Source organism: Flavobacterium xizangense (genome assembly GCF_054075145.1).
Genome location: NZ_JBSIPG010000001.1, coordinates 187583 through 210963, shown reverse-complemented (window position 1 = coordinate 210963; position 23381 = coordinate 187583). Strand labels below are relative to the sequence as shown.

Annotated in this window: 26 protein-coding genes and 1 tRNA gene; 19 read left to right on the top strand and 8 right to left on the bottom strand. The window is 32.0% G+C overall.

The genetic code is table 11. The features are described 5' to 3' along the window. The first annotated feature begins 10 nt into the window (after positions 1–10). From ACWA1B_RS00900 to ACWA1B_RS00880, 5 genes are all read left to right on the top strand, one after another. Positions 11–1015 (top strand): hypothetical protein, encoded by a 1005-nt coding sequence (locus ACWA1B_RS00900; RefSeq protein ID WP_456903923.1) that lies wholly within the window; start codon positions 11–13, stop codon positions 1013–1015. Continuing rightward, on the top strand, positions 975–3332 hold the full coding sequence (locus tag ACWA1B_RS00895; protein ID WP_456903922.1) for a hypothetical protein: 2358 nt from the start codon (positions 975–977) through the stop codon (positions 3330–3332). Before ACWA1B_RS00900 ends, ACWA1B_RS00895 begins: the two co-directional genes overlap by 41 nt. A gap of 10 nt (positions 3333–3342) precedes the next feature. Further along, positions 3343–3747 carry a methylmalonyl-CoA epimerase gene (gene mce, locus ACWA1B_RS00890; protein WP_456903920.1) on the top strand — a complete coding sequence of 135 codons (405 nt, stop codon included), beginning with the start codon at positions 3343–3345 and terminating at the stop codon, positions 3745–3747. Between the two features lie 147 nt (positions 3748–3894). Next, positions 3895–3968 (top strand) — tRNA-Ile (locus ACWA1B_RS00885). A 189-nt stretch (positions 3969–4157) separates the two neighbouring features. Continuing rightward, complete coding sequence (locus ACWA1B_RS00880; RefSeq protein ID WP_456903919.1) at positions 4158–6737, top strand: N-6 DNA methylase; 2580 nt, start codon at positions 4158–4160, stop codon at positions 6735–6737. A gap of 87 nt (positions 6738–6824) precedes the next feature. On the opposite strand, the gene ACWA1B_RS00875 is transcribed toward ACWA1B_RS00880, so the two are convergent. The 6 genes from ACWA1B_RS00875 to ACWA1B_RS00850 all read right to left on the bottom strand — a co-directional run bounded on the left by ACWA1B_RS00875 (position 6825) and on the right by ACWA1B_RS00850 (position 10613). Continuing rightward, a complete protein-coding gene (locus tag ACWA1B_RS00875) occupies positions 6825–7145 on the bottom strand; it encodes a hypothetical protein (RefSeq protein WP_456903918.1) in 321 nt (106 codons plus the stop codon). A 12-nt stretch (positions 7146–7157) separates the two neighbouring features. Then, positions 7158–8012, bottom strand: coding sequence for a rolling circle replication-associated protein (locus ACWA1B_RS00870; protein ID WP_456903917.1), 855 nt, complete (start codon positions 8010–8012; stop codon positions 7158–7160). A gap of 99 nt (positions 8013–8111) precedes the next feature. Continuing rightward, a complete protein-coding gene (locus ACWA1B_RS00865) occupies positions 8112–8324 on the bottom strand; it encodes a hypothetical protein (protein WP_089054700.1) in 213 nt (70 codons plus the stop codon). Continuing rightward, on the bottom strand, positions 8314–8610 hold the full coding sequence (locus ACWA1B_RS00860; protein WP_162615539.1) for a helix-turn-helix domain-containing protein: 297 nt from the start codon (positions 8608–8610) through the stop codon (positions 8314–8316). The genes ACWA1B_RS00865 and ACWA1B_RS00860 overlap by 11 nt, the downstream gene beginning before the upstream one ends. 90 nt (positions 8611–8700) lie before the next feature. Next, the gene (locus ACWA1B_RS00855; protein WP_456903915.1) at positions 8701–9381 is read right to left on the bottom strand and encodes a hypothetical protein; all 681 of its coding nucleotides are present in this window, start codon (positions 9379–9381) and stop codon (positions 8701–8703) included. Further along, positions 9381–10613, bottom strand: coding sequence for a tyrosine-type recombinase/integrase (locus ACWA1B_RS00850; RefSeq protein WP_456903913.1), 1233 nt, complete (start codon positions 10611–10613; stop codon positions 9381–9383). Before ACWA1B_RS00850 ends, ACWA1B_RS00855 begins: the two co-directional genes overlap by 1 nt. A gap of 355 nt (positions 10614–10968) precedes the next feature. Here ACWA1B_RS00850 and ACWA1B_RS00845 point away from each other — a divergent pair, with 355 nt between their 5' ends. Beyond that, positions 10969–11196 (top strand): hypothetical protein, encoded by a 228-nt coding sequence (locus ACWA1B_RS00845; RefSeq protein ID WP_456903911.1) that lies wholly within the window; start codon positions 10969–10971, stop codon positions 11194–11196. 32 nt (positions 11197–11228) lie between these two features. Here the strand turns inward: ACWA1B_RS00845 and ACWA1B_RS00840 are convergent, their stop codons facing one another. Beyond that, complete coding sequence (locus ACWA1B_RS00840) at positions 11229–11819, bottom strand: riboflavin synthase (protein WP_456903909.1); 591 nt, start codon at positions 11817–11819, stop codon at positions 11229–11231. A 57-nt stretch (positions 11820–11876) separates the two neighbouring features. Here ACWA1B_RS00840 and pdxA point away from each other — a divergent pair, with 57 nt between their 5' ends. The 13 genes from pdxA to ACWA1B_RS00775 all read left to right on the top strand — a co-directional run bounded on the left by pdxA (position 11877) and on the right by ACWA1B_RS00775 (position 20672). Further along, complete coding sequence (pdxA, locus tag ACWA1B_RS00835; RefSeq protein WP_456903907.1) at positions 11877–12926, top strand: 4-hydroxythreonine-4-phosphate dehydrogenase PdxA; 1050 nt, start codon at positions 11877–11879, stop codon at positions 12924–12926. Positions 12927–13031: 105 nt separating this feature from the next. Beyond that, positions 13032–13574 (top strand): YceD family protein, encoded by a 543-nt coding sequence (locus ACWA1B_RS00830; RefSeq protein ID WP_456903906.1) that lies wholly within the window; start codon positions 13032–13034, stop codon positions 13572–13574. A 9-nt stretch (positions 13575–13583) separates the two neighbouring features. Further along, positions 13584–13778 (top strand): 50S ribosomal protein L32, encoded by a 195-nt coding sequence (gene rpmF / locus ACWA1B_RS00825; RefSeq protein ID WP_008465217.1) that lies wholly within the window; start codon positions 13584–13586, stop codon positions 13776–13778. Positions 13779–13951: 173 nt separating this feature from the next. Further along, positions 13952–14950, top strand: a complete 999-nt coding sequence (locus tag ACWA1B_RS00820) for a beta-ketoacyl-ACP synthase III (protein WP_456903905.1) — start codon at positions 13952–13954, stop codon at positions 14948–14950. Positions 14951–14973: 23 nt separating this feature from the next. Beyond that, positions 14974–15459, top strand: coding sequence for an acetyl-CoA carboxylase biotin carboxyl carrier protein (accB, locus tag ACWA1B_RS00815; RefSeq protein ID WP_456903904.1), 486 nt, complete (start codon positions 14974–14976; stop codon positions 15457–15459). A gap of 106 nt (positions 15460–15565) precedes the next feature. Then, entirely contained in the window at positions 15566–16912 is a 1347-nt protein-coding gene (gene accC, locus ACWA1B_RS00810) for an acetyl-CoA carboxylase biotin carboxylase subunit (RefSeq protein ID WP_456903902.1), read from the top strand. 294 nt (positions 16913–17206) lie between these two features. Next, complete coding sequence (locus ACWA1B_RS00805; RefSeq protein ID WP_456903901.1) at positions 17207–17503, top strand: hypothetical protein; 297 nt, start codon at positions 17207–17209, stop codon at positions 17501–17503. Positions 17504–17576: 73 nt separating this feature from the next. Beyond that, a complete protein-coding gene (locus tag ACWA1B_RS00800; protein WP_456903899.1) occupies positions 17577–17879 on the top strand; it encodes a hypothetical protein in 303 nt (100 codons plus the stop codon). 48 nt (positions 17880–17927) lie between these two features. Continuing rightward, the gene (locus ACWA1B_RS00795) at positions 17928–18224 is read left to right on the top strand and encodes a hypothetical protein (RefSeq protein WP_456903897.1); all 297 of its coding nucleotides are present in this window, start codon (positions 17928–17930) and stop codon (positions 18222–18224) included. Between the two features lie 28 nt (positions 18225–18252). After that, positions 18253–18534, top strand: a complete 282-nt coding sequence (locus ACWA1B_RS00790; protein WP_456903895.1) for a hypothetical protein — start codon at positions 18253–18255, stop codon at positions 18532–18534. A 20-nt stretch (positions 18535–18554) separates the two neighbouring features. Then, positions 18555–18851 carry a hypothetical protein gene (locus tag ACWA1B_RS00785; RefSeq protein ID WP_456903894.1) on the top strand — a complete coding sequence of 99 codons (297 nt, stop codon included), beginning with the start codon at positions 18555–18557 and terminating at the stop codon, positions 18849–18851. A gap of 20 nt (positions 18852–18871) precedes the next feature. Next, the gene (locus ACWA1B_RS00780; protein ID WP_456903892.1) at positions 18872–19171 is read left to right on the top strand and encodes a PepSY-like domain-containing protein; all 300 of its coding nucleotides are present in this window, start codon (positions 18872–18874) and stop codon (positions 19169–19171) included. A gap of 148 nt (positions 19172–19319) precedes the next feature. Next, positions 19320–20672, top strand: coding sequence for a sigma-54-dependent transcriptional regulator (locus ACWA1B_RS00775; RefSeq protein ID WP_456903890.1), 1353 nt, complete (start codon positions 19320–19322; stop codon positions 20670–20672). On the opposite strand, the gene ACWA1B_RS00770 is transcribed toward ACWA1B_RS00775, so the two are convergent. Beyond that, positions 20669–23104 (bottom strand): ATP-binding response regulator, encoded by a 2436-nt coding sequence (locus ACWA1B_RS00770; RefSeq protein WP_456903889.1) that lies wholly within the window; start codon positions 23102–23104, stop codon positions 20669–20671. The genes ACWA1B_RS00775 and ACWA1B_RS00770 overlap by 4 nt on opposite strands. Positions 23105–23381 lie beyond the last annotated feature (277 nt).

The following is a 23381-nucleotide window of genomic DNA, read 5'->3' as shown; positions in this document are numbered from 1 at the left end:
TCACTTAGTTTTGTTTAAAAGATTTTTTTGGATTTTATTCTTTCTTTTGTCGGCAGCCTGCAGCAAAAGTGACAAACCTACAATCGCTTTTTATTATTGGAAAACCAATTTGAAATTTTCTGAAACCGAGAGAAAAGTATTGAAAGACAATAATGTCCGTAAACTATATATTCGGTATTTTGATATCGGACTTCATCCACAAACGCAAAACCCATTTCCGATAAGCCCGATTCATTTTAAAGAAAATATTCAGAATTTTGAAATTGTTCCAGTCGTTTTTATTCAGAATAAAGTAATGCTTGAAGCGAAACTTGATGTTAAAGATTTGGCTGAAAAAACGATTCATTTGATTTCCGAAATCAATAAAAAGAATAAAATTAATTGTACCGAAATCCAAATTGATTGCGATTGGTCTTTAAATAGTAAAGACAACTATCTTAAATTTATTGAACAGATTAAAAAGCTTTCGAATAAAAAACTCTCTGCTACAATACGACTTCATCAGGTTAAATATTTTAAGAAAACTAAAATTCCAAATGTCGATTCAGGTGTTTTGATGTTTTACAATATGGGAAGTATTGCGCCAGATTCTCTAAATTCGATTTATAATCGGGAAATTTCAGAAAAATATCTTCAAAGTTTAAAACATTATCCACTTCATTTAGATTTTGCATTGCCCATATATTCTTGGGCAATTCATATTAGGAATCAAAAGGTTTTGGGACTTCGGTCAAAACTAAATTTTGCCGAACTTAAAAAAGATAAAAACTTTGAACAAATCAGTCCGATTTTTTTTAAAGTCAAACAATCTAATTATAAAAAAGGGGTTTATTATGAAGAAAATGATATACTTAAAATGGAAGCAATTTCTTCCGAAGATTTAAAAAACATGGCCGAAGATTTGAGTGAAAATTCAGCTCAGGCTCCTAGAGAAATTATATTTTACGATTTAGATGAATTCAATTTAAAAAATTATGAAAAGAATATTTTCGAACAAACTGTTTCTTGTTTTTAGTGTTGGTCTGCTTTCGGTTTACGGAGTGATTTATGCATGTGCCGGCGGAGACGACTGGGATTTTTTTGGATATAATTCGAATTTTACGCCAGAAACTTTTGCAGATAAATCTTATTCGCCACTGTTTTTATCTGGCTCCATTTTTTATGGAATCGAATTTGATACAGAGCATAATTCCCGATTCAATAAAAACATAAAATCAGATTGGGCTTCGTACTTAAAAGGAAAAGCAGATACCACTACAGTTAATTATTTTTTAATTGGAGATGAAAAGCCGCGTTATTATTCTGACGATAAAAATGTAATTAAAAACAAAGAAGAAATTGCAGATCTTCATGTTTATTACAAAACTAAAAAAGAGAATAAAACAGTTCAGAAATGGAATAAAAAGCTCAATTTGAAAGATGAAAAAGTAAAGAGTTTTGTTGAGTTTTTGTATTTGGCTCAAAAAATTGAGACCGTATCGATTGGCGAAGATTATTGGAGTTATGATCCTGTAGTGGCAAAAACTTTTAAGGATGCAAAAATGATTCAGTCAATTGAAAATGTATATAACACTACTTCAGATCCGTTTTTGAAAAATCGTTATTGGTTTCTTACTATGAAAGCTCGTTTTTACAGTAATGACAAGCAAAAAGCAATTGATTTTTTTAATAAAACAGAAAGCTCAGTTCCAAAAAACACCTTGTATTATAGAGCGCTTTCTTATGTTGCAGGAATTAATTATAAGCAAAAGAAATACGCAGTTTCGAATTATTTATATGCTAAAGTTTTTGATAAATGTCCTGAATTGCGAGTTGTAACGGCCTACAGTTTTAGTCCGAAAAACAATGCCGACTGGAATAAAGCGCTTGCAATGGCAAAAAGCAACGATGAAAAAGCGGCGCTCTGGGCCATTCACGGTTTTTATAAAGATGAAAAACAGGCAATTGAAAAAATTTACGAATTAGATCCGAAAAGCGAACATTTGAATTATCTCGCAACCCGATTGGTAAATAAACAGGAACAGGCAATAAATAATTCGTTTAAACAAGAAGCTGGAGAAAATACGAAGGAGAAAATACAAACAGTTGCTGAAAATAAAACAGAAAATCTTGCTAAACTTAATAATGAAGCATTTGCGTTAATTGCAAAAATTTCAAATGCAGGAAATACTCAAAAACCGTATTTATGGGATTTGTCTTTGGGATATCTTCAAGCTTTAAAAGGAGAATATGCAAATGCAGATAAAAGTTTTGACAAAGCGACAAAAACGCTTCCTAAAACAGAATTGGCAGGATTTCAGCTCAGATTACTTCGTTTTGTGAATAATCTAAGCAAAATCGACAAGCTGACCGATAAAAATGAAAAAACAATTATTGCCGACTTGAATTGGCTGTATTATGAACTTCCAAAAACATATAAAGGGCAGGAATTTCGCTATCAAAACGCTTCATCCTGGAGCAGAAGTTATTTGTCAACGCTTTACAGGGAAAAAGGAGATTTTGTAATGGCTGAGATTTTTGGTGAATCCCGTTATAGTTATTGGAACGACGGAAATGCTTTTTATGATAATGAGAAGAATTTGTTAGATATAAAATCATTTTTATCCAAACAGAATAAAACCGAAATTGAAAAAATTGGCGCAGGAATTTATAGTTTGAAACTGAAAGATATTAATAATTTTCAGGCAGTTCAGGCGACTTTCAAGAATAAGATTCCGGAAGCAATTGAATTTATGAAACAAGCAGATTCTGTTCAGTATTATAAGTTTTTAGGAAATCCGTTTAACGGAAATATTAAAGATTGTCATGATTGTGAGCATGCAGCGTATCAGAAAAAGAAATATTCTCAAATGGATTTTCTGACTACAATCAAAGATATGCAGGATAAACTAGCGCAGAAAGAAGATGTTTACACGAATAGTCTTTTATTAGGAAATGCATTTTATAATATTTCGCATTTTGGAAACGGAAGAACTTTCTATGAAATTAGCATTGTAGGTTATGGCTCAAGTCCGTATTCGTTCAGAAATACAATGAAAGAAATGATTACGAATAATTCAGTTTCGAAAATGTATTATCAAAAGGCTTTTGAAGCGGCTTCAAATAAAGAGCAAAAAGCAAAATGTTTGTACCTGATTTCGAAATGCGAACGAAATGACTATTACAATAAAAAATACAATGACGTTAATAATTACTGGGAAATTCAAGATGATAAAATTAATTTTATTGCCTGGAATTCATTCAAAGCATTAAGAAAGGATTATTCGGATACGAAATATTATCAGGATGTGATTGCAGAATGTGGTTACTTTAATACGTACGTTAACCAATAAATTTGATATAATGGTAAATAAGATAGAACATATTGGGATTGCAGTAAAAAATATGGACGATGCAAATGTATTGTTCGAAAAAATGCTGGGTGTTCCATCCTATAAAATGGAAGCTGTAGAAAGCGAAGGCGTTTTGACTTCTTTTTTTCAGACAGGAAATAATAAAATCGAACTTTTAGTCGCAACCAATCCCGAAAGTCCGATTGCAAAATTTTTAGAGAAAAAAGGAGAAGGAATTCATCACATTGCTTTTGATGTTGATGATATCGAAGCCGAAATTGCTCGTTTAAAAAGCGAAGGTTTTGTTCTGATAAACGAAGTTCCGAAGAAAGGCGCCGACAATAAATTGGTTGTTTTTCTACATCCGAAGAATACCAATGGCGTTTTAGTGGAGCTTTGCCAGGAAATTAAATAAAAAAAAAGTTTTTTTTGTTTTTAAATAAGGTATTGAAAATCAATCTCGTTTTTTAATACTGATACTTCAAAATAGAATTAAATACAAATGATGTCTTAAAATATTTGGAGTGAATGAAAAATAGTAGTAATATTGCATCCTCAAACCGGTCCTATAGCTCAGCTGGTTAGAGCACCTGACTCATAATCAGGTGGTCCCTGGTTCGAGCCCAGGTGGGACCACATTCAAAACCTAGAAAGCCTTATAAACATTGCGTTTGTAAGGCTTTCTTTTTTCTAGGGGACAAATGAGGGGACGAAAAATTTTGATACTTTGCCACCCTCTGTTAACAAATGCTGTATATTAAATAAAAATATTTTTATTTTTTGCGACATTTATGATTTAATTTGTAGAAACAAGACAGAATTACCGTGAAAAAACTTATTAACCAATTTAGTACACTTTTTAATCTTAGTGTTAATGATTTAAAGACAGAGGCACAAGTTGAGACGCGCTTATTGTCTAAAATTTTTAATGATCTAGGGTATCCTGATACTTCTATAATTCCTAAGCAACGAATAGATTCATTAGTTATAAATGACGGAACGAAGAAATCTAAAAAAGAGGTTGATTTTATATTAAAAAGCTCAACGGGACATTATAAGGTGGTTGTTGAAGCGAAAGACCCATCTATTAACTTAGAAGAAGCGTGGGGACAAACTGCAAGTTATGCCTTGAGTTACAATAAAGATAAAGCTCAACATGAACGAATTCAATGGCTATTGATTAGTAATGGCCATATAACATCACTTTATAAAATTGATAGTGTCGTTCCAATGGTTACTTTGCAATTGTCAGATTTTGCTAGTGGTTCACCTCCATATGTTAATTTAAGAACATACATAAAATTTAAAGCAGTTGATGAATTTGTCCTTGGCGGGCTTTCATTTGATGTTATGGCACCGGACAAGTTAAATCTTTTGTTTTCGGAATGTCACGATATGATTTGGAAAAAGGAAAAACTCAATCCAACTGACGCATTTTTTGAATTTTGTAAATTTATTTTTATAAAAATCAGAGAAGATAAAAAACGTGAAGCAATTACGGGTAATATAGAAGGATACAAATTACCACTTACTATTGAATGGTTGTCTGCTCAAGAGGGAACTTCTAAGCATCCTGTTCGAGATGTTTTATTTAGACAATTGCATCAAGATTTAGAAAGTGCAATTTTAAAAGGTAAGAAGCGTATTTTTGATAAAAGTGAAACTTTGACATTAAGCGCATCAACATGTAAAGAACTTATCAAAAAATTCCAAACTATAAATCTTAGTTCAATAGATGAAGATTTAAATGGTAGAATGTTTGAAGTTTTTTTAAACGCGGCGGTTAGAGGAAGAGGTTTAGGGCAGTATTTTACCCCAAGACCAGTGGTAGATTTTATGACTAGAATAGCATTACAGCGTAATGACTTTAATGTAGTGACACCCCCAAAGACAATTGATGCCTGTTCTGGTACCGCTGGTTTTCTTATTGAAGTAATGGCTTATTTATTATCTGGGTTGAGAGACGATACTCGTTTTAATGAAAAAGAAAAGCAAGCTCTAAAAGATAATATTTGTAACGAATGTTTATATGGAGTTGAAGCTAATGAGCGAGTAGCACGAATCGCTCGAATAAATATGTATCTTCATGGAGATGGTGGTAGTCATATATTTCATGGAGATGGTTTAGATAATAGCCCAGACGTTGAAGAGGATATGACTAATGAAAAAGAAGAAGAAGTAAAAGAGCACAAGGAAAAAGTTAAAGCAAATACTTTTGATTTAGTTCTTAGTAATCCTCCTTTCAGTATGACTTATAAGAGTACTAATGAAGCTGAAGAGAGAATTCTGCTTCAAAGGGATCTATCGAGATTTATGAAATCTGCAAAATCAAACATCCTATTTCTAGATAGATATTTGGAATTGTTAAAACCTGGAGGAGAGATGTTGATTGTCTTTGACGATACAATTTTAAATGGCTCAACTTGTGCTGATGTAAGGGAATGGCTTTTAGATAATTTTGTTATATTAGGCGTGCATTCGCTTCCTTTTAATGCGTTTTTTAAAGCAAAAGCAAATATTAAGACATCGATTTTTCATGCTAGGAAGAAAAAGGATAAATCGGATAACCAAGGACATGTTTTTATGTCGATTAGTAATAACATAGGTCATGATAATTCATTAAAAGATACTCCCGAAAAAAACAATCTTAATGACATTCTTAATATTTATATGGAATGGCAACGTACAGGAAAATTTAATCAGTTGATTAAGGATAATGAGGATAAAAATGAAAATTTAGAATGTCCGGAGCAAGTTTGGTTATTAGCTCCTGAAGAAATTGAATCTAAACGTTTGGATGCTTATTATTATTCACCAGAATTGATTAAATTAAGAAAGCAATTATCTGATTTAAATAAAAAGAAGGTAATCAACTTGAAAGTTGGTAAAGATTTTAAGCTTGCCACTAAATTTACAAAAGAAGATAAAAAGAAATTAACTGAAAGTGGTGAAGTATTTAAGTACATTGAAATTGGAGATGTAACTGAATATGGATTAATTATGAAACATATTTCAGGAACTTTTGATCAATTACCTACAAGAGCAGAATTCAGAATTAAAAAAGGAGACATTTTATTTGCATTGAACATTAGTTCTCGAGGTACAGTGGTTTTAGTTCCTGAAGAATTTGATGATGCACTTTGTACAAGTGGTTTTTTAGTAATTCGACCAAGGACAATAGAAGAGGGTTATTTATTATGGTTCTCATTGAGAAGTGAGTATTGTCGTAAACAGATATATTATTTAAGTCAAACAGCAAGTCAGCCTGAACTTAAAAAAGATGTATGGGCTAATCAGTTTTTAATTCCCATCCCTGTAGACACAAGTGAAGCAATTAGTAAATCACAACAATTTCAAGCTTCATTACAATCTTTATTTAATGCAAGTAGTTTTAGGTTTGAATAGATGTAATCGTTCATCTTTTTAATTAATCGTCAATAATTTTAAAGCATACTGATTAGTTTGGTATGCTTTAAAATTAATTGATTAATTCTAGTCTTCATAACTGAATTTTAAACTTAAATTGTTTAAAAATTCAATTACATTTTTATGGTTGTTTATTATATAGGCATATTCAGGATTGAGATTTATAAATACTAAAACCATATCGATGATAATTTCTCGTATAAGTTCTCTCTCTTTTTTATCCTCAATTTCATTTGCAACTTCAAAAAGTTGATTAAATGTTGCTCCGTTGTAAATTAAAGTTGCTAATGTGTATTCGCAAAGAAAAAGTTCTTCGTCATTCGAATCATACGTTGCAAGCTTTATGTGTTTTGGTAAATCTTTTATTATTGTATTTTTAGTTATCATAATTTTTTGTTTTTAGTTGGTTATTGCTTTGTTTTTATCATCCAATCTTTTGTAGAGTGGTAATGTTTGCCTGTTTAGGTTTATCATTTTTACATTAATAATTAATCGGTTGCTATGGTCTTTTACTTCAAATTCTTTTAATATAGCATCTAATTTTTTAAATTCATCTACATAGCTAGAATCTGTATAAAAATCAGTATAGAGTTCTGAAACTTGTCTTGAGCAATTCCAAACTTGGCATTTGAATTTATCGTTGTTCTTTGTAACGTATTTTGTCACGTAAGAAGCGATTGACCTGATGTTGTTTGAATTTAATTCTCTAACATCAAAAGCGGAAGACGGTTTGTAATTTTTATCTCTCGGAATTACTCCGTTTTTCTTTTGCAAATCAAGCCAGTAATTCCACCATTTTTCAATTTTCCAATATTTGTTGGTAATCATGTGAAAGTGAATATTCCCTTTGAACATGTCGTTTTTTGTTTGTCGTTCTGCTACCCACAGATATTGAAGATTTACGCTTCGCTTTTTTACATTGTCGATGAACTTTCGCAAAATATTTACTGCTTGTTCATCTGTAACTTTGTTTAAAAATGTAAGTGTTACGAAGCTTAGTTTTTTGTGGCATCTTGCAAAGCAAATAAGCTTCTTTCTAATTTTTTGCTTTGAGCGTTTTGATAAAAAACGAAGTTTAACTTCTTTTTGTTTTATTGCTTTTGGTTTGTTTGCGGTTGCTTCTTTTTCAGTTTTTTCTTTTGGCGGTTGTTTTTTACGTTGTAATGCCGAGCCAGTAAACTCTTCTTTTGGTATTACGCCAAATTCCCGAAGTGAAAAAGCAACACTTGTTCCGTATGTATTTTTAACTATCATAATCTGAATCGTTGTACATTAATTAAAACCATTAAAAGGTTTATTATTAAAAGTTATTAATTGAAGGTTGTTAGTTTTAAAGGTTAAAAAAAAATGAGGTTAGATAAACGGTGGTATAAAATTGCCTTTGTGAAAACGTTTCAAATATTTGCCAGTTCTACGTTCGTAAATATTCATATACGCCCAGTTTGAATGCTCTTTATTTAGAAACATTGAAAAGCCGTTTAGCTTATGAACGTAATTCCACTTTTTAGGCTTTGGTTCGTTTTCAAAAAAGACAATAACGGAGTAGTCGTTTTTCTTAGTTTCCATAACGACCTCCTTTCATTGTTGAAGTGTTGATTTGACTTAAAGAATTATTGATTTCTTCAAATTTATAAAGCACTCGATTTCCTATTCGATGTGCTTGAATAATTCCTGTTTTAGTCCAGTCGTGAAGTGTGGGTAATGAGATACAAAGAAAATCAGCAGTTTGTTTTCTTGTAAGTAATTGCGGATTCTTTTGTTCAACAACAGGAACAAAATGTTTTAACTGATTTAAAATTGCTTCTTCTACAATTTTTTTAAGCTCAGGAAGCTCGATTGTGGTAAACATCATTTTTGTCATTATTTTACTGTATTTAAGTTTTTAATGACGCAAAGATGTTATGAAGTATAGCGAGTAGTAATTATGTGTAGTACTACATATTTATTTTAATTCTGAGATTTCATCTTTTATTTTTTTTGAAATTTCACTTAATCCAATATTTTCAAAATGATGTTGTAGGTTTTCAAAATGTTTTTTTGTTCGTACTGGATTGTTAACTGCATTTATATATAATGCCCCTAGAATTTCTCTAGTGTTCTGTTCATCAAGTCCTAAAATTGCACTAAGCATTTTTGCTGTTTTAGTAGCATTAAGATTTATTGTGTCCATTCCTAAAAAATGAAGTGCAAGGATTTTTTCTTGATGATTTAAAGTAATGCTTGGCTTTGTTTTGGTTTTCGTAGTAAGTTGTTTTTTAAGCCATTTGTAATATTCAAATAGTTCAAAAGCTTGTTCAGCCGTATTCAATTTCTTTTGAAAACTTTCAATTTCTTCGTTTGGATGTTTTTCCTGATTATAAGTTCCGTATGTAAGATAGCTATTAAAAGCCTCGGAAAAAATATCTCTTAAGTAATTAGGGATATTTATATTAAATATTCTTTGAGGTTTAGGGTGCGAGTAAAATCTAAGGATTTTAGGTTTTTTATAAGTTTCAGCTAAATCAAAGTTTAGATATTTATTTATTTCTTCTAGTTCTTTTTCAATAACTAGTGGTTTATTAGGTGATTTTTCAGCAACTGAATTAAAATCATTTTGAAACTGTTGAAGTCTAATTATTTCCATTATTGAAAGAAAGCATGAGTTAATAGTTTATCTGCATTTTGTTCCTGAGTAATTCTAATATATTGCATAAAAGAACGCTCTGTTTTATGTCCTGTAATTTTCATTATTGATATTGCAGGAATATCTGCAATATATAAATTAGTTGCAAAACTTCTTCTTGCTGTATGTGTTGAGATAAGCTTGAATTTTGGTAGAACAGATTTTTCTACTTTTCCGCCACGAGTTATAGTGGTTTCTACTAGCTCTTTTATTTTTGCTAAACACGCAACATCTTTTAAATAACTATTCATTACTTGATTAGTATATGCTACTGGAAGTTTGTTTTTGTATTTCTTTAAAATCTTTCTAACTGTTTTGTGCAGTGGAATTGCAACACGCTCACTAGTTTTTAGTGTCCTGATAAAAAGCATTGTGTTTTCACTATTTATGTTTTCGGGTTGTATCTGCGTAAAGTCTGAAAACCTTAATCCAGTATAACAGCCAATCAAAAACAAATCTCTTACTTTATCTAGTTTGGGCGTTGCTGATAAATTTAGTTTTTCAAATTGTTGAAGTTCCTTGATACTTAAATATACTGTATCAGCTTCTTCACGAATTGTTTTGAACTTCTTTTTTCTAAATTCTAGATTTTCATTTATGCCTCTTTCAGTGGCTTCATTCATAAAAGACTTGATAGTCTTGATATGTTTGCCAACAGTATTTGCAGATAATTTGTGTTCTTGCGCAAGAAATGCTGTATAGTGATTGTAAAATTCTAAAGTAACATTTTCGAAGTCAATGTTTTTGTATTTAGAGGAATATTCTTTTAGATATTTGAAAGTGGTATTGTAAACTTTTATTGTTCCCTCTCTTTTATTTAGCTTGCTTTCCTCAATGTAATTTTCGACAAAATTCAAAAAGCTTTTCTTTTTAGGTTTTAAACGATGGTCACTTAATTCGTTTTCAATTTCCTTTTTCAGTAAAATATTTGTTGGCTGAATTCCATCATTCAATAATCTGCGGAAAACGTTTTTAATTGCGCTTTCAATTTTATCCAGTCTAGTATTGAATTCAGGATATTCTTTAAACTGCTTTGTTTCCTTAGCTCGCTGGCTTGTTGGATTCCAAAATTTAGGATTTATGCTTTCGCCAGTCGAATATTTAAATCTTGAGTACTGGTAGTTATAAATTAAATAGACCAAAGTGTTATTTTTGGAGCTAGGTTCTTTGAGTATAAATTTTGCTTTTGCCATATAAACAAATATATGCAAAAATTGATAGGGGACGAATGAGGGGACGAATTTTTTTATTTTAGTCTTTTTTGCTCTAATTTTATTTTACTGAAAAACCTCTGTTTATAAGCTTTAAAGCAAGTAAATACAGTAAAATACGATAAAAATTGATAAAGTTATCGGTGGTGCAGGTGGGACCACAAAATAGAAAAGCTTCATAAATTTTTATGAAGCTTTTTTTGTTTTTAGGGTTGTATTTTTGTAAAAATCTTCTACATTTGTCGGGTAAAGCTCTTTGAGAATAAGGCTTGTACGAAATTTCATAAAAGACCCCAAGTCTAATTTAATATCGCTTGTCTCTGACAGGTTTAAACTTATGAAGATAACGAAAACTATTTTTTTTACATGTTGTTTTGTTTTAATGACAGCTACGAGTGTTGTGGCTGCTCCGGCACCTCCACAACCACAGCAAGCGGCTTCTGGTCCACCACCGCCTCCTGGGGCTCCTATCGATCAAAATTTAACTGTTTTGGCCGTATGTGCATTAATATTTGGTGTATATGCAATTCGCAGATATAATTTCATAAAAAAAGCTTCAATTTAATTTGAAGCTTTTTTTATGAAAATAAGTTGTTGTTATTTGTTTATCGAATATAATCGTGAAATATATTTCCCAATAACATCAAATTCTAAGTTTATTTTTGTTCCAACTACAAAATTTTTGAAATTGGTGTTTTCAAAAGTATAAGGTATTATTGAAACGCTAAATTCATTTGTTTTTGAATTGACTACAGTAAGACTTACTCCGTTTACAGTAATTGATCCTTTTTCAATTGTAATGTTGCTTAGGTTTTTGTCATATTCAAAAGTATAATTCCAGCTTCCGTTTGCTTCCTCGATTTTAATACAGGTTCCGGTTTGGTCTACGTGTCCCTGAACAATATGTCCGTCAAGACGATCGTCAAGTTTCATACCGCGCTCTAAATTAACAATATCGCCGGTTTTCCAGTCGCCAATATTAGTTTTTAAAATGGTCTCGCCAATTGCTGTTACTGTATAAAAAGAATCTTTAATTGCTACAACCGTAAGGCAAATTCCGTTATGAGAAACACTCTGATCGATTTTTAATTCATTAGTAATAGAGGAGTCAACTGTAATGTGAAGATTGCCTTGGTCTTTTTGTATTTCGTGAACCCTTCCTAGGGTTTCTATAATTCCTGTAAACATTGTTGTTTTATTTTACTAAATTTGCACTTCAAAATTAGTAATAAATAAGCTGAGCTCATGAATAAAAAAGCAGAAAATATAATTGTTGGAATTTCAGTTGGAGATTTAAACGGTATTGGAAGCGAAGTTATATTGAAAACATTCGAGGATTCTCGTATGCTGGAATTGTGTACGCCAGTTATTTTTGCAAATGCTAAAATACTTTCTTTCATTAAAAAAAGTTTTACATCTTCTGTTCAATTTCATGGAGTAGATAAATTAGAGCAGGTTTTACCAGGAAAAGTTAATGTTCTTAATCTTTGGAAAGAAGGTGTTGATGTTACTCTTGGAAAAAATGATGAAAAAATTGGCGAATATGCCATTAAATCTTTTGTGGCAGCTACCAAAGCCTTGAAAGAGGGCTTAATTGATGTTTTAGTTACAGCTCCAATTAATAAATATAATATTCAGTCAGAGGATTTTAAATTTCCGGGTCATACAGATTACTTGGATAAAGAACTTGAAGGTGATGCATTAATGATGATGGTTCAGGATAATTTAAGAGTGGGATTGTTAACGGATCATGTTCCTTTAAATGAGGTTTCATCACATTTGACGGAAGAATTAATTACAAGAAAAATCGAAACTATCAGAAAGTCATTGATTCAGGATTTTAGCATAGTGAGGCCTAAAATTGCTGTTTTGGGATTAAATCCTCATAGTGGAGATGGCGGAGTTATTGGAAAAGAAGAAGATTTGATTTTGAAACCAACTTTGAAAAAAATATTTGAGTCGGGAACAATGGTTTTTGGGCCTTTCTCTGCAGATGGCTTTTTTGGAAGTGGTCAATATGAGAAATATGATGCAATTGTTGCTACTTATCATGATCAGGGATTAATTCCTTTTAAAACACTATCTTTCGGGAAAGGAGTGAATTATACTGCAGGTTTGAACAAAGTAAGAACTTCGCCAGATCATGGTACAGCATATGATATTGCAGGAAAAGATATGGCAGATTTTAATTCGTTTAAAGAGGCAGTTTATCTTGCGATCGATATTTTTCGCTCGCGTAATCAGTATGAGGAGATTAGCCAAAAACCTCTAAAAATAAAAGAAAAACAGTTATAAACAAAAAAAGGTCAATAAGATTATTAGATTTATAATAATTTTATATCTTTGCACCCCAATTCAGATATCTGTTTACAGATGAGGATTGTTCAAATTGATGTTGAAATGAGCAAAACAAAAGAATTTTTAATTCCTTTCGTAGGGTTAAAACTAGGAAAACACCATTTTGAGTATCAAATAAATAACACGTTCTTTAAGAACTTTGAGTACGATGAGTTTCAAAGTTCAGACATTAAAGTCAATTTGCTTTTTGATAAAAAGAGCAATATGTTAGAATTAGAATTCAAACATAAAGGGACAGTTAATGTGCCTTGTGATTTAACAGGCGAAGATTTTGATTTACCTATAAAAGGAAAAATGAAGTTGATTGTTCGCTTTGGAGAAGAATTCAATGATGACAATGAAGAGTTGTTGATTTTGCCACATGGTGAACACGAGATAGATGTTGCGCAATATATTTATGAAATGATCGCGCTTTCAGTACCTCAAAAAAGAATTCATCCTGGCGTTAAAGACGGAAGTCTGCAGACAGAAGCTTTGACAAAACTGAATGAATTAAGTGTAAAAGAACAAAAGGAAGAGAGTAAACAAGAAGAAGATATTGACCCGCGTTGGGAAAAATTAAAGAAACTATTAACGGATAAATAATATAGTAAAATGGCACATCCTAAGAGAAAAACCTCGAAAACAAGAAGAGATAAGAGAAGAACACATTATAAAGCTACTGTAGCTCAAATCGCTACATGTCCAATTACTGGAGAAGCACATTTATACCACAGAGCTTACTGGCATGAAGGTAAAATGTATTACAGAGGGCAAGTTGTTATCGATAAATCTGAAGCGGTTGCTTAATACGTTTTTGTAAATTATACTAGAACTCTCACATAGTGAGAGTTTTTTTTGTTGGTTATAATTTTCGTTTTTTAGGAAAATATAGACAAATTCGTTACGATTTTTTTTGTAATTTTCAAGTCTTTTAAAAATTTTTCAAATACACTGTATTTGAAAGGAAATAATAGAATATAATGAATACAATCACAGCCGCAATTACCGCTGTTGGAGCTTATGTTCCTGACTTTGTACTTTCAAACAAAGTTTTAGAAACAATGGTTGATACCAATGACGAATGGATTACCACTCGTACCGGAATTAAAGAAAGAAGAATTCTGAAAGATGCTGACAAAGGAACCTCGTTTCTTGCTATAAAGGCAGCACAGGATTTAATAGCGAAAGCAAATATCGATCCTTTAGAGATTGATATGGTTATAATGGCAACAGCTACTGCAGATATGCCGGTGGCCTCTACAGGAGTTTATGTTGCAACAGAAATTGGAGCTACAAATGCTTTTGCATATGATTTGCAGGCTGCATGTTCAAGTTTCTTATACGGAATGTCAACGGCTGCGGCTTATGTACAGTCAGGACGTTACAAAAAAGTTTTATTAATTGGTGCCGATAAAATGTCATCAATTGTAGATTACACAGATAGATCTACTTGTATTATTTTTGGAGATGGAGCAGGTGCTGTTTTATTTGAACCAAATTATGAAGGCTTAGGCTTGCAAGATGAATATTTAAGAAGTGATGGTGTAGGTAGAGATTTTCTTAAAATTTCTGCTGGAGGTTCTCTAATACCAACTACAGAAGAGACCGTTAAAAACAAACAACACAACATTATTCAAGACGGAAAAACTGTTTTTAAATATGCAGTTACTAACATGGCAGACGCTAGCGAATTGATTGTTAAAAGAAACAATTTGACTAACGAAGAGGTGGATTGGTTAGTGCCACATCAGGCAAACAAACGTATTATTGATGCTACCGCAAGCAGAATGAACCTTGAAGATTCAAAAGTATTGATGAATATTGAAAAATATGGAAATACAACTTCAGCAACTTTGCCATTAGTATTAAGTGATTTTGAACACAAATTCAAAAAAGGAGATAATATTATTTTAGCCGCTTTCGGTGGTGGATTCACTTGGGGATCTATATATTTAAAATGGGCTTACGATACAAAATAAATCAAAACTAAAAACGAATCATTATGGATTTAAAAGAAATTCAAAACCTAATCAAATTTGTAGCAAATTCGGGAGTTGCTGAGGTAAAGTTAGAAATGGATGATGTAAAAATCACTATCAGAACAACTTTAGAAACAAATGTAACTGAAGCTACTTATGTACAGCAATTACCAGCTCAGGCGGCATTGCCACAAGCTGCTGTTCCACAGGTTGCTGCGCCAGTTGTTGTTAATGTTACGCCAGAAGCTCCAGCTGCTAACGATTCTAAATATGTTACTATAAAATCTCCAATCATTGGAACATTTTATAGAAAACCATCTCCAGACAAACCAGTTTTCACTGAAGTAGGAAACACTATCGCAAAAGGAGATGTTCTTTGCGTAATTGAAGCAATGAAATTATTCAACGAAATCGAATCTGAAGTTTCAGGAAAAATTGTTAAAATTCTTGTTGACGATATGTCTCCAGTTGAATTTGATCAACCTTTATTCTTAGTAGATCCATCATAAATAAATTTAGATTTTAGATTTTAGGTTTTAGATGATCTGCGGAATTAATATCAGACATCTAAAATTATCTAATTATCAAATTGTCTAATTATCTAATTAAAATAAGATGTTTAAAAAAATATTAATTGCGAATAGAGGAGAAATTGCACTTCGTGTAATTCGTACATGTAAGGAAATGGGAATTAAAACAGTTGCCGTTTACTCTACAGCCGATGCAGAAAGCTTACATGTGAAGTTTGCTGATGAAGCGGTTTGTATTGGTCCCCCACCAAGTAACTTATCGTACTTAAAAATGTCAAATATTATTGCAGCTGCAGAAATTACAAATGCAGATGCAATTCACCCAGGATACGGTTTCCTTTCTGAGAATGCTAAATTCTCAAAAATTTGTCAAGAGCACGGAATCAAATTTATTGGTGCGGCTCCTGAAATGATCGATAGAATGGGAGATAAAGCTTCTGCAAAAGCTACAATGAAAGCGGCAGGAGTTCCTTGTGTACCAGGTTCAGACGGATTATTAGAATCTTATGAGCATGCACAAAAAGTAGCTAAAGAAATTGGCTACCCAGTGATGATGAAAGCTACCGCTGGTGGTGGTGGAAAAGGAATGCGTGCAATCTGGAAAGAAGAAGAACTTTTGAAAGCTTGGGAAAGTGCACGTCAGGAAGCAGCTGCTGCTTTTGGAAATGACGGAATGTACATGGAGAAACTTATTGAAGAACCACGTCATATCGAAATTCAAGTAGTGGGAGATTCTTATGGAAAAGCTTGCCACCTTTCAGAAAGAGACTGTTCAGTACAACGTCGTCACCAAAAACTTACTGAAGAAACACCTTCACCTTTCATGACAGACGAATTACGTACTAAAATGGGAGAAGCTGCTGTAAAAGCTGCTGAGTTTATTAAATATGAAGGAGCTGGAACTGTAGAATTCTTAGTAGACAAACACAGAAACTTCTACTTCATGGAAATGAATACTCGTATTCAGGTTGAACACCCAATTACTGAACAAGTAATTGATTACGATTTGATTCGCGAGCAAATTATGGTTGCAGCTGGAATTCCAATTTCAGGAAAAAACTATTTGCCACAATTACACGCTATTGAGTGTCGTATTAATGCTGAAGATCCTTATAACGATTTTCGTCCTTCACCAGGGAAAATTACTACGCTTCATATGCCAGGAGGACACGGAGTACGTTTAGATACTCACGTTTATTCTGGTTACAGCATTCCACCAAATTACGATTCTATGATTGCTAAGTTGATTACAACTGCACAATCTCGTGAAGAAGCTATCAGTAAAATGAGAAGAGCTTTGGATGAATTCGTAATCGAAGGTGTGAAAACTACAATACCTTTCCACAGACAATTAATGGATGATCCAAAATATATTGCAGGTGATTATACAACTGCGTTTATGGATACTTTCAAAATGAATAGTCCAGAATAATTTTAAAAGGCTGTCGATTTCGGCAGCCTTTTTTTATTTTTAGTACAAACCCGATGAGTTTTTAACTTATCGGGTTTTACTGTTTTATACGTTAGGAAACACTAAAAGTGTATAATTTTTACACACTCATTTAGAGAATTACACACTTTTTACAATTTAAAAATTTTGGCATGGTAATGAAAAACCCTTTGAAAACAACGGGTTAGGTGTAATGGTAGTATATTTTTGGTTTACGGCATAATAATTTCATTACCTAAAGCGTAAACAACTATAAACAAAACTAAAATTTACATTATGAAAAAGATATTATTATCAGCCGCTATTGTTTTGGGAAGTTTAACTTCATTTGCCGCAAACTCTTCAATCGAAGATTCTACTATAAAAACAGTTTCAATTCAGGATGAATATACTGAAATCAAATTAGAAGAGTTGCCAGCTGCAATTACTGATGCTTTAAAAAAATCATTTCCAAATGCAATCCTTACAAAAGCATACAAAAATGAAAAAGCGCAATATAAATTAGATGTTACTGTTGGCGAAAAAACAGGAAATCTTTTTGCGAATGCCGACGGAACTTGGATTCAAAAATAATCTAAAACACGTCTCATGTATTTTCAAATAAAAAATACTAAAATTAAATTAACTATCTTAAAATACTATTATCATGAAAAAATTATTTCTATCAGCCGCAATCGTTTTGGGAGGTTTAACATCATTTGCTTCGACTTCGACTTCTCCAATATTAAATTCAATCGTAAAAACAATTTCAATTCAAGACGAGTACACTGAAATTAAATTAGAAGAAGTTCCTTCTGCAGTTACAGACGCACTTAAAAAAGCTTATCCAGATGCAGTGCTTACTAAAGCATATAAAAATGCAGCTTCTCAATACAAATTAGATGTTACAGTTGGAGATAAAGTAGGTTCTGTTTATGCAAATGCAGATGGAACTTGGGTTAAAAAATAAACCCTTTTTGTTCCAATCAAATTATTAATACTATTTAAAATTACTATCATGAAAAAATTATTTATATCAGCCGCTATCGTTTTGGGAAGTTTTACCTCATTTGCTTCAACTTCTCCAATTACAAATTCAATCGTAAAATCAATTTCTGTTCAAGACGAGTACACTGAAATTAAATTAGAAGAAGTTCCTTCTGCAGTTACAGATGCTCTTAAAAAAGCATATCCAACTGCAGTACTTAATAAAGCTTACAAAAATACAGCTTCACAATATAAGCTTGAAATTACAGTAGGTGATAAAGTGGGTTCTCTGTATGCAAATGCAGATGGATCTTGGATCAAAAAATAAGAAGTTCAACAACTAAAAATATAACATTATGAAAAAGTTAATCTTATCGGCAGCAATCCTTTTAGGAGGGCTGTCAATACAAGCCACACCAGTTGTTGCCAATGTAGCAACAGTGAAATTTCAGGATGAATACAAAGAAGTAGATGCTGTTCCGGCAGCCATCAAAACTGCTTTAGACAATGCTTATCCTGGTGTAAAACTGGATAAAGCGTATGTAAACGATAAAAAAGAATACAAAATTGACATTATTGTTAGAGATGTAAAATCAACAGTTTACACCGACGCAAAAGGAAATATTCTTAAAAAGTAACTATTTAAACTATCCCCATTATGAAAAAGTTAATCTTATCGGCAGCTGTCGTTTTTGGAAGTTTGTCAATCAACGCTGCAACTATTGTTGCAAAAACTGAAATGGTTCAATCAGTAAGTATTCAGGATGAATACACTGAGGTTGCTGCAGATGCTGTTCCGGCAGCAGTGAAATCGACTATCGAAAAATCTTTTCCAGGTACAAAACTTGAAAAAGCATACAAAAACGCTAAGAACGAATATAAACTTGTCATAGCGAGCGGAGAGAAAAAGTATACTTTTTTTACAGATGCTTCTGGAAATATTATTAAAAAATAATTCTTAAAAAAAAGAGCATTATGAAAAAGTTAGCCATCGTGACAACTGTTGTTGTTTTAGCAAGTTTGTCTATTCCGGTAACTGCGGAAACACTTTCAAATAAAGAAAAAACATCCGTTTTAGTTCAAACAGAATATACAGAAGTAACTGTAGACGCTGTGCCGGCGGCGGTAAAAACTGCTCTGCAGACTGCTTATCCAAATGCAAAATTGGAAAAAGCTTATGTAAATGAGAAAAAAGAATACAAATTAGAAATATCAGTTAAGGATCAGAAGGCTACTGTTTATTCAGATGTCAATGGCAATTGGCTGAAAATATAATAGATATATTATAAATATAATTAGGTGAATTAGATTTATGTTTTTGGTGAAAAAGAGATTGCTTATAGCAGTCTCTTTTTTTTTGCATAATTTTGTGAGAATACAACTTTAATAGTATTATTTTAGCAAAAAAAGTCCTTAAAAACAGATGTCAAAGATATTATTGATAGAAGATGATATTTCGTTTTGTAAATTACTAGAGAAATTTCTAATAAAAAAAGCATACGAGGTAACAATAGCTTTCTCTGCTGCAGATGCCAGATCAGCAATCAAAAATGAATCATTCGATTTGATTTTGACTGATCTTCGCCTGCCTGATTCTGATGGTATCGGACTAATGACCGAATTCAAAAATTCTCATCCGAACATTCCTGTTATTATGATGACAGGTTACTCTGATGTGAATACAGCTGTAAAGGCTATAAAAAATGGTGCGGCTGATTATATTTCAAAACCTTTTAATCCTGATGAGGTTTTATTGGTCATTACAAACGCTTTGCAAAATAATAATGAAACTGAAGAAGTTGTTTCTAAAGAGAAGAAACCAGCTAAAAAACAAGTTTCTTCAGAAAATGAATTCGTAAGAGGAATTTCTGTTGCTTCACGAAAATTATTAGATCATATTCAATTGGTAAGTCCGACAGATATGTCTGTTTTGATTATCGGCGAAAGCGGAACTGGAAAAGAAATTATTGCCAAAAGCATTCATCAGCAAAGTACTCGCAAAAATAATAATTTTATTGCAGTCGATTGTGGCGCAATTCCGAAGGAATTAGCGGCAAGTGAATTCTTTGGACATTTAAAAGGATCTTTTACCGGAGCAATCAGCGATAAGATGGGTTATTTTGAAGCTGCAAATGGCGGAACGCTTTTTCTGGACGAAATTGGAAATCTTTCTTACGAGAATCAAATTCAATTATTGAGAGCACTTCAGGAACGTAAAATAAAACCTGTTGGAAGCAATAAAGAAATAAACGTCGATATCCGAATCATAACTGCTACAAATGAAGATTTGCGCGAAGCAGTAAAAAACGGCGATTTTAGAGAAGATTTATACCATAGAATTAATGAATTTTCGATTCTTTCGCCTTCCTTAAAAGAAAGAGGAGAAGATTTAATGGTTTTTGCGGATTATTTCCTTGAAAAAGCCAATCAACAACTAAATAAAGATATTATTGGGTTTTCGCCAGAAGTGGTGACTATTTTTCAAAGCTACAATTGGCCTGGAAATTTACGAGAGCTGCAAAATTGTGTAAAACGTGCCACACTTTTGACTCGTGGAAATTATATTGAAAGTGAAGTGCTTCCCGCTGAATTTTTTCAGATCCAAAAGCAGAATTCATTTGAATCGGTGGCTGGTTTTTCTTTATCTGAAAATGAAAAAGAAACCATCATTCATGCACTTTCAAAAACACAAAACAATAAATCAGAAGCGGCAAAACTACTTAAAATTACCAGAAAGACACTTTATAATAAATTGAAACAATATAATATCGATTAAGCAATTTCGTCTTCTAAGATTTTAAAAAGGGAAATTATTTTAGTTTTTAAATCGGTATAAATGTTCTTTGCTTTACCAATTTCAAAATCATTTTTTTCTAAAACGACTAAAATTCCAGCAATCTCATTTGCCTCAATTTGTTTGAACATCGGCGCAATTCGGTGTGCAATTGCATTTATTTCTGCAGCATTTTTATCGGCAATGGCATTTTCCAGATAAACTAAATTTTCATTCGTGCTTTCTATAAACGATTTTAGAACATCATTTAAAGCATTGCTGTCATGACCCAGAAAATCTTTAAGAGTTTCTAATGAATATAATTTAGTTGATGTTTTTTCTTCAGTTTTTTGTGTTTCAACTTGAGGAAGTGTTTCATTTCCCAAAATGATTCGGATAGTTTCCAGCAATATTTTTGGCGAATACGGTTTTTTCACAACTGTTATGAATCCGGCATCTGAATAAACTGAAGCATCAAGATCTGCCCTTCCGGTCAAAGCAATTACTGGCTGATTTTTATAAAACGTACTGTTTTTAAGCTTTTGCAAAAACATGAAACCATCTATTTCTGGCATTTGAATGTCGGTAATAACAAAATCAAAATTCGTTTTCTGAATGACTTCCAAAGCTTTACTGGCATTGCTAAAAGACAAAACCTGATGTTTTTCCTGTTTCAGAACACCACTGGTCAAATTCAGCAGATTAATGTCATCATCTATAACGACAAAAGTCTGTGGTTTGGTGGGCAGTAAAAGAGGTTTTTTAATTTCGTCGATTGTATTTGAACTAGTGTCAAATAATAAAGGAAGCTGAATTTTAAAAGTACTGCCTTGCCCAAAAATACTTTCGAGCTGCAATGTCCCCCCTAAAATCGAAATTATTTTTTGGCAAATTGATAAGCCTAAACCTGTTCCGCCATATTTTTTTTCGATGTTTTCATTCGCTTGTGCAAATTCTTCAAAAACTAATTTCTGATTTCCTTTTTCAATTCCAATTCCAGTATCTTCAATTGTGATCGTAAAAAAATCATTGTTTTCAGTCAAAAAAGCATTAATTCTGATATAGCCTTCTTCTGTAAATTTATAAGCATTTCCGATAATATTGCTCAAAATTTGTTTCAGTCGAAATGGATCGCCAACAATTTTTGAATTTAATTTTTCATCAATAGTAATGATTAAATCAATGTTCTTTTCTTTATAAACGGTTTGAATACTTTTGGCTACTTCATCAATAATCTGCGGTAGTGAAAAAGGGACTTTTTCAATCGTAATTTTTCCTGCTTCGATTTGAGAAAAATCAAGCAAATCCTGAACTAACTGCGTGATATATTCAGAGGAATTTTTGATATTGTTAATGAAATAAGACTGTTTTGTATTTACATCAGAATTGCTTAAAAGTTCAGAATAACCCACAATGGTACTCAACGGCGTTTTTAAATCATGACTTACAGTCGAGATCAATTGTTCACGGCTTTTTAGAAGATTCTTTGTTTTGAAATTCGCGATTTCGAGCTGTTTTTTATACAATTGCGATTTTGAATAATCGCTTACAATTAAAATAGAAAAGAAAATCGTCAGAATCAAACCGATAATAGCCGAAGCAGTTACGATTTCATTTACTTTTTTAAGTGATTTTTCTTTTAAAGAATTGTTTTTAATGGAGTTGATGATGATTTCCCGTTCGATAATTCGAAGTACTTTTCGCAGTTGGTCAGAAATTGCGATTTCGTTTTTCAGCAATTTGTTTTCTTCAAAATTCAAAGATTCTTTTTTCTTTTCGGCTCTTAATTTTACGGAGCTTAAAAGTTTTTTTGAATTTGCTAAAATCGAGTCCGAAGCTTTTTTGCTCAGCGTATTTGTGCTGTCATCCGGAATATTCTGATTAAGATAATCAACATATTTTTGAAGTACATTTTTTTGATAAGCCCCAAGCTGATTTGGGTTTTTATTAAAATCCTTAAGTTCCAGTTTACGGAGTTTGAACTCCATTTTGGTAATTTCATTAATAGCCGAATTTACCGAAACTTCATCATCTGCCTTGTTTTTTATGGTTTTTAGTTGCTGAATATTTTTGGTTTTTTCAGCCAACAAATAAGTCACGCTGTCTAAAAGTACTTTTTGATATTCTGTAGTGACAATTTGTTTTAAAGTATCAATTCGTGCGCGTAGCGAATCGCTTTCAATCAAATAACTTTTAAAATCTTTATCTGAGTTGGTTTGGATAGTTTTTCGGGCTAAACTTTCTGTTTTGTAAACATTCGAGAAAAGTTTGCTGACTCTTAAGATTTTTGTTTTTTCAAATGCAATTTTATCTTCTAATTTATTATAGACTACATTTTCAGAATACAAAAACCATCCCACGGTAACAACCAATGCCAGTAATGCAACATAGCTGAAAAGCACTTTGATGGCCGTGTAACTTTTTTTGCTTTCCATAGATTTTTAAAGTGGGGATATAGTAGTTTTAAAATCGAATTCACTGCAATTTATTCAAAAAAATCTGTTTTAAAAAGAGAAATCAGACTGAAAGTGTTATATAATTCAAAGGTTCAGAAAAGAAAATAGCCACAGATTATATAAAATCTGTGGCTATTATATCGTCTTGAGCTATTAACATCAAAAAAAATGGTTTTAACGGGTGTTTTTATATCAACTTAAGCGTTCCCGTGGTTGAAACCAAGGGCTATATTTAATGTTTTTGAGAAATTATATG

Excerpts from the sequence above, each read along its gene's own strand:
- ACWA1B_RS00795 (WP_456903897.1), top strand. The coding sequence starts at position 17,928 with ATGAAAAAATTATTTATATCAGCCGCTATCGTTTTGGGAAGTTTTACC.
- ACWA1B_RS00840 (WP_456903909.1), bottom strand. The coding sequence starts at position 11,819 with ATGTTTACAGGAATTATAGAAACCCTAGGAAGGGTTCACGAAATACAA.
- rpmF (WP_008465217.1), top strand. The coding sequence starts at position 13,584 with ATGGCACATCCTAAGAGAAAAACCTCGAAAACAAGAAGAGATAAGAGA.
- ACWA1B_RS00780 (WP_456903892.1), top strand. The coding sequence starts at position 18,872 with ATGAAAAAGTTAGCCATCGTGACAACTGTTGTTGTTTTAGCAAGTTTG.
- ACWA1B_RS00865 (WP_089054700.1), bottom strand. The coding sequence starts at position 8,324 with ATGGAAACTAAGAAAAACGACTACTCCGTTATTGTCTTTTTTGAAAAC.
- ACWA1B_RS00860 (WP_162615539.1), bottom strand. The coding sequence starts at position 8,610 with ATGATGTTTACCACAATCGAGCTTCCTGAGCTTAAAAAAATTGTAGAA.
- ACWA1B_RS00895 (WP_456903922.1), top strand. The coding sequence starts at position 975 with ATGAAAAGAATATTTTCGAACAAACTGTTTCTTGTTTTTAGTGTTGGT.
- ACWA1B_RS00830 (WP_456903906.1), top strand. The coding sequence starts at position 13,032 with ATGAGCAAAACAAAAGAATTTTTAATTCCTTTCGTAGGGTTAAAACTA.
- accB (WP_456903904.1), top strand. The coding sequence starts at position 14,974 with ATGGATTTAAAAGAAATTCAAAACCTAATCAAATTTGTAGCAAATTCG.
- mce (WP_456903920.1), top strand. The coding sequence starts at position 3,343 with ATGGTAAATAAGATAGAACATATTGGGATTGCAGTAAAAAATATGGAC.
- ACWA1B_RS00785 (WP_456903894.1), top strand. The coding sequence starts at position 18,555 with ATGAAAAAGTTAATCTTATCGGCAGCTGTCGTTTTTGGAAGTTTGTCA.
- ACWA1B_RS00775 (WP_456903890.1), top strand. The coding sequence starts at position 19,320 with ATGTCAAAGATATTATTGATAGAAGATGATATTTCGTTTTGTAAATTA.
- ACWA1B_RS00820 (WP_456903905.1), top strand. The coding sequence starts at position 13,952 with ATGAATACAATCACAGCCGCAATTACCGCTGTTGGAGCTTATGTTCCT.
- accC (WP_456903902.1), top strand. The coding sequence starts at position 15,566 with ATGTTTAAAAAAATATTAATTGCGAATAGAGGAGAAATTGCACTTCGT.
- pdxA (WP_456903907.1), top strand. The coding sequence starts at position 11,877 with ATGAATAAAAAAGCAGAAAATATAATTGTTGGAATTTCAGTTGGAGAT.
- ACWA1B_RS00805 (WP_456903901.1), top strand. The coding sequence starts at position 17,207 with ATGAAAAAGATATTATTATCAGCCGCTATTGTTTTGGGAAGTTTAACT.
- ACWA1B_RS00790 (WP_456903895.1), top strand. The coding sequence starts at position 18,253 with ATGAAAAAGTTAATCTTATCGGCAGCAATCCTTTTAGGAGGGCTGTCA.
- ACWA1B_RS00800 (WP_456903899.1), top strand. The coding sequence starts at position 17,577 with ATGAAAAAATTATTTCTATCAGCCGCAATCGTTTTGGGAGGTTTAACA.
- ACWA1B_RS00870 (WP_456903917.1), bottom strand. The coding sequence starts at position 8,012 with ATGATAGTTAAAAATACATACGGAACAAGTGTTGCTTTTTCACTTCGG.
- ACWA1B_RS00845 (WP_456903911.1), top strand. The coding sequence starts at position 10,969 with ATGAAGATAACGAAAACTATTTTTTTTACATGTTGTTTTGTTTTAATG.
- ACWA1B_RS00770 (WP_456903889.1), bottom strand. The coding sequence starts at position 23,104 with ATGGAAAGCAAAAAAAGTTACACGGCCATCAAAGTGCTTTTCAGCTAT.
- ACWA1B_RS00855 (WP_456903915.1), bottom strand. The coding sequence starts at position 9,381 with ATGGAAATAATTAGACTTCAACAGTTTCAAAATGATTTTAATTCAGTT.
- ACWA1B_RS00850 (WP_456903913.1), bottom strand. The coding sequence starts at position 10,613 with ATGGCAAAAGCAAAATTTATACTCAAAGAACCTAGCTCCAAAAATAAC.
- ACWA1B_RS00875 (WP_456903918.1), bottom strand. The coding sequence starts at position 7,145 with ATGATAACTAAAAATACAATAATAAAAGATTTACCAAAACACATAAAG.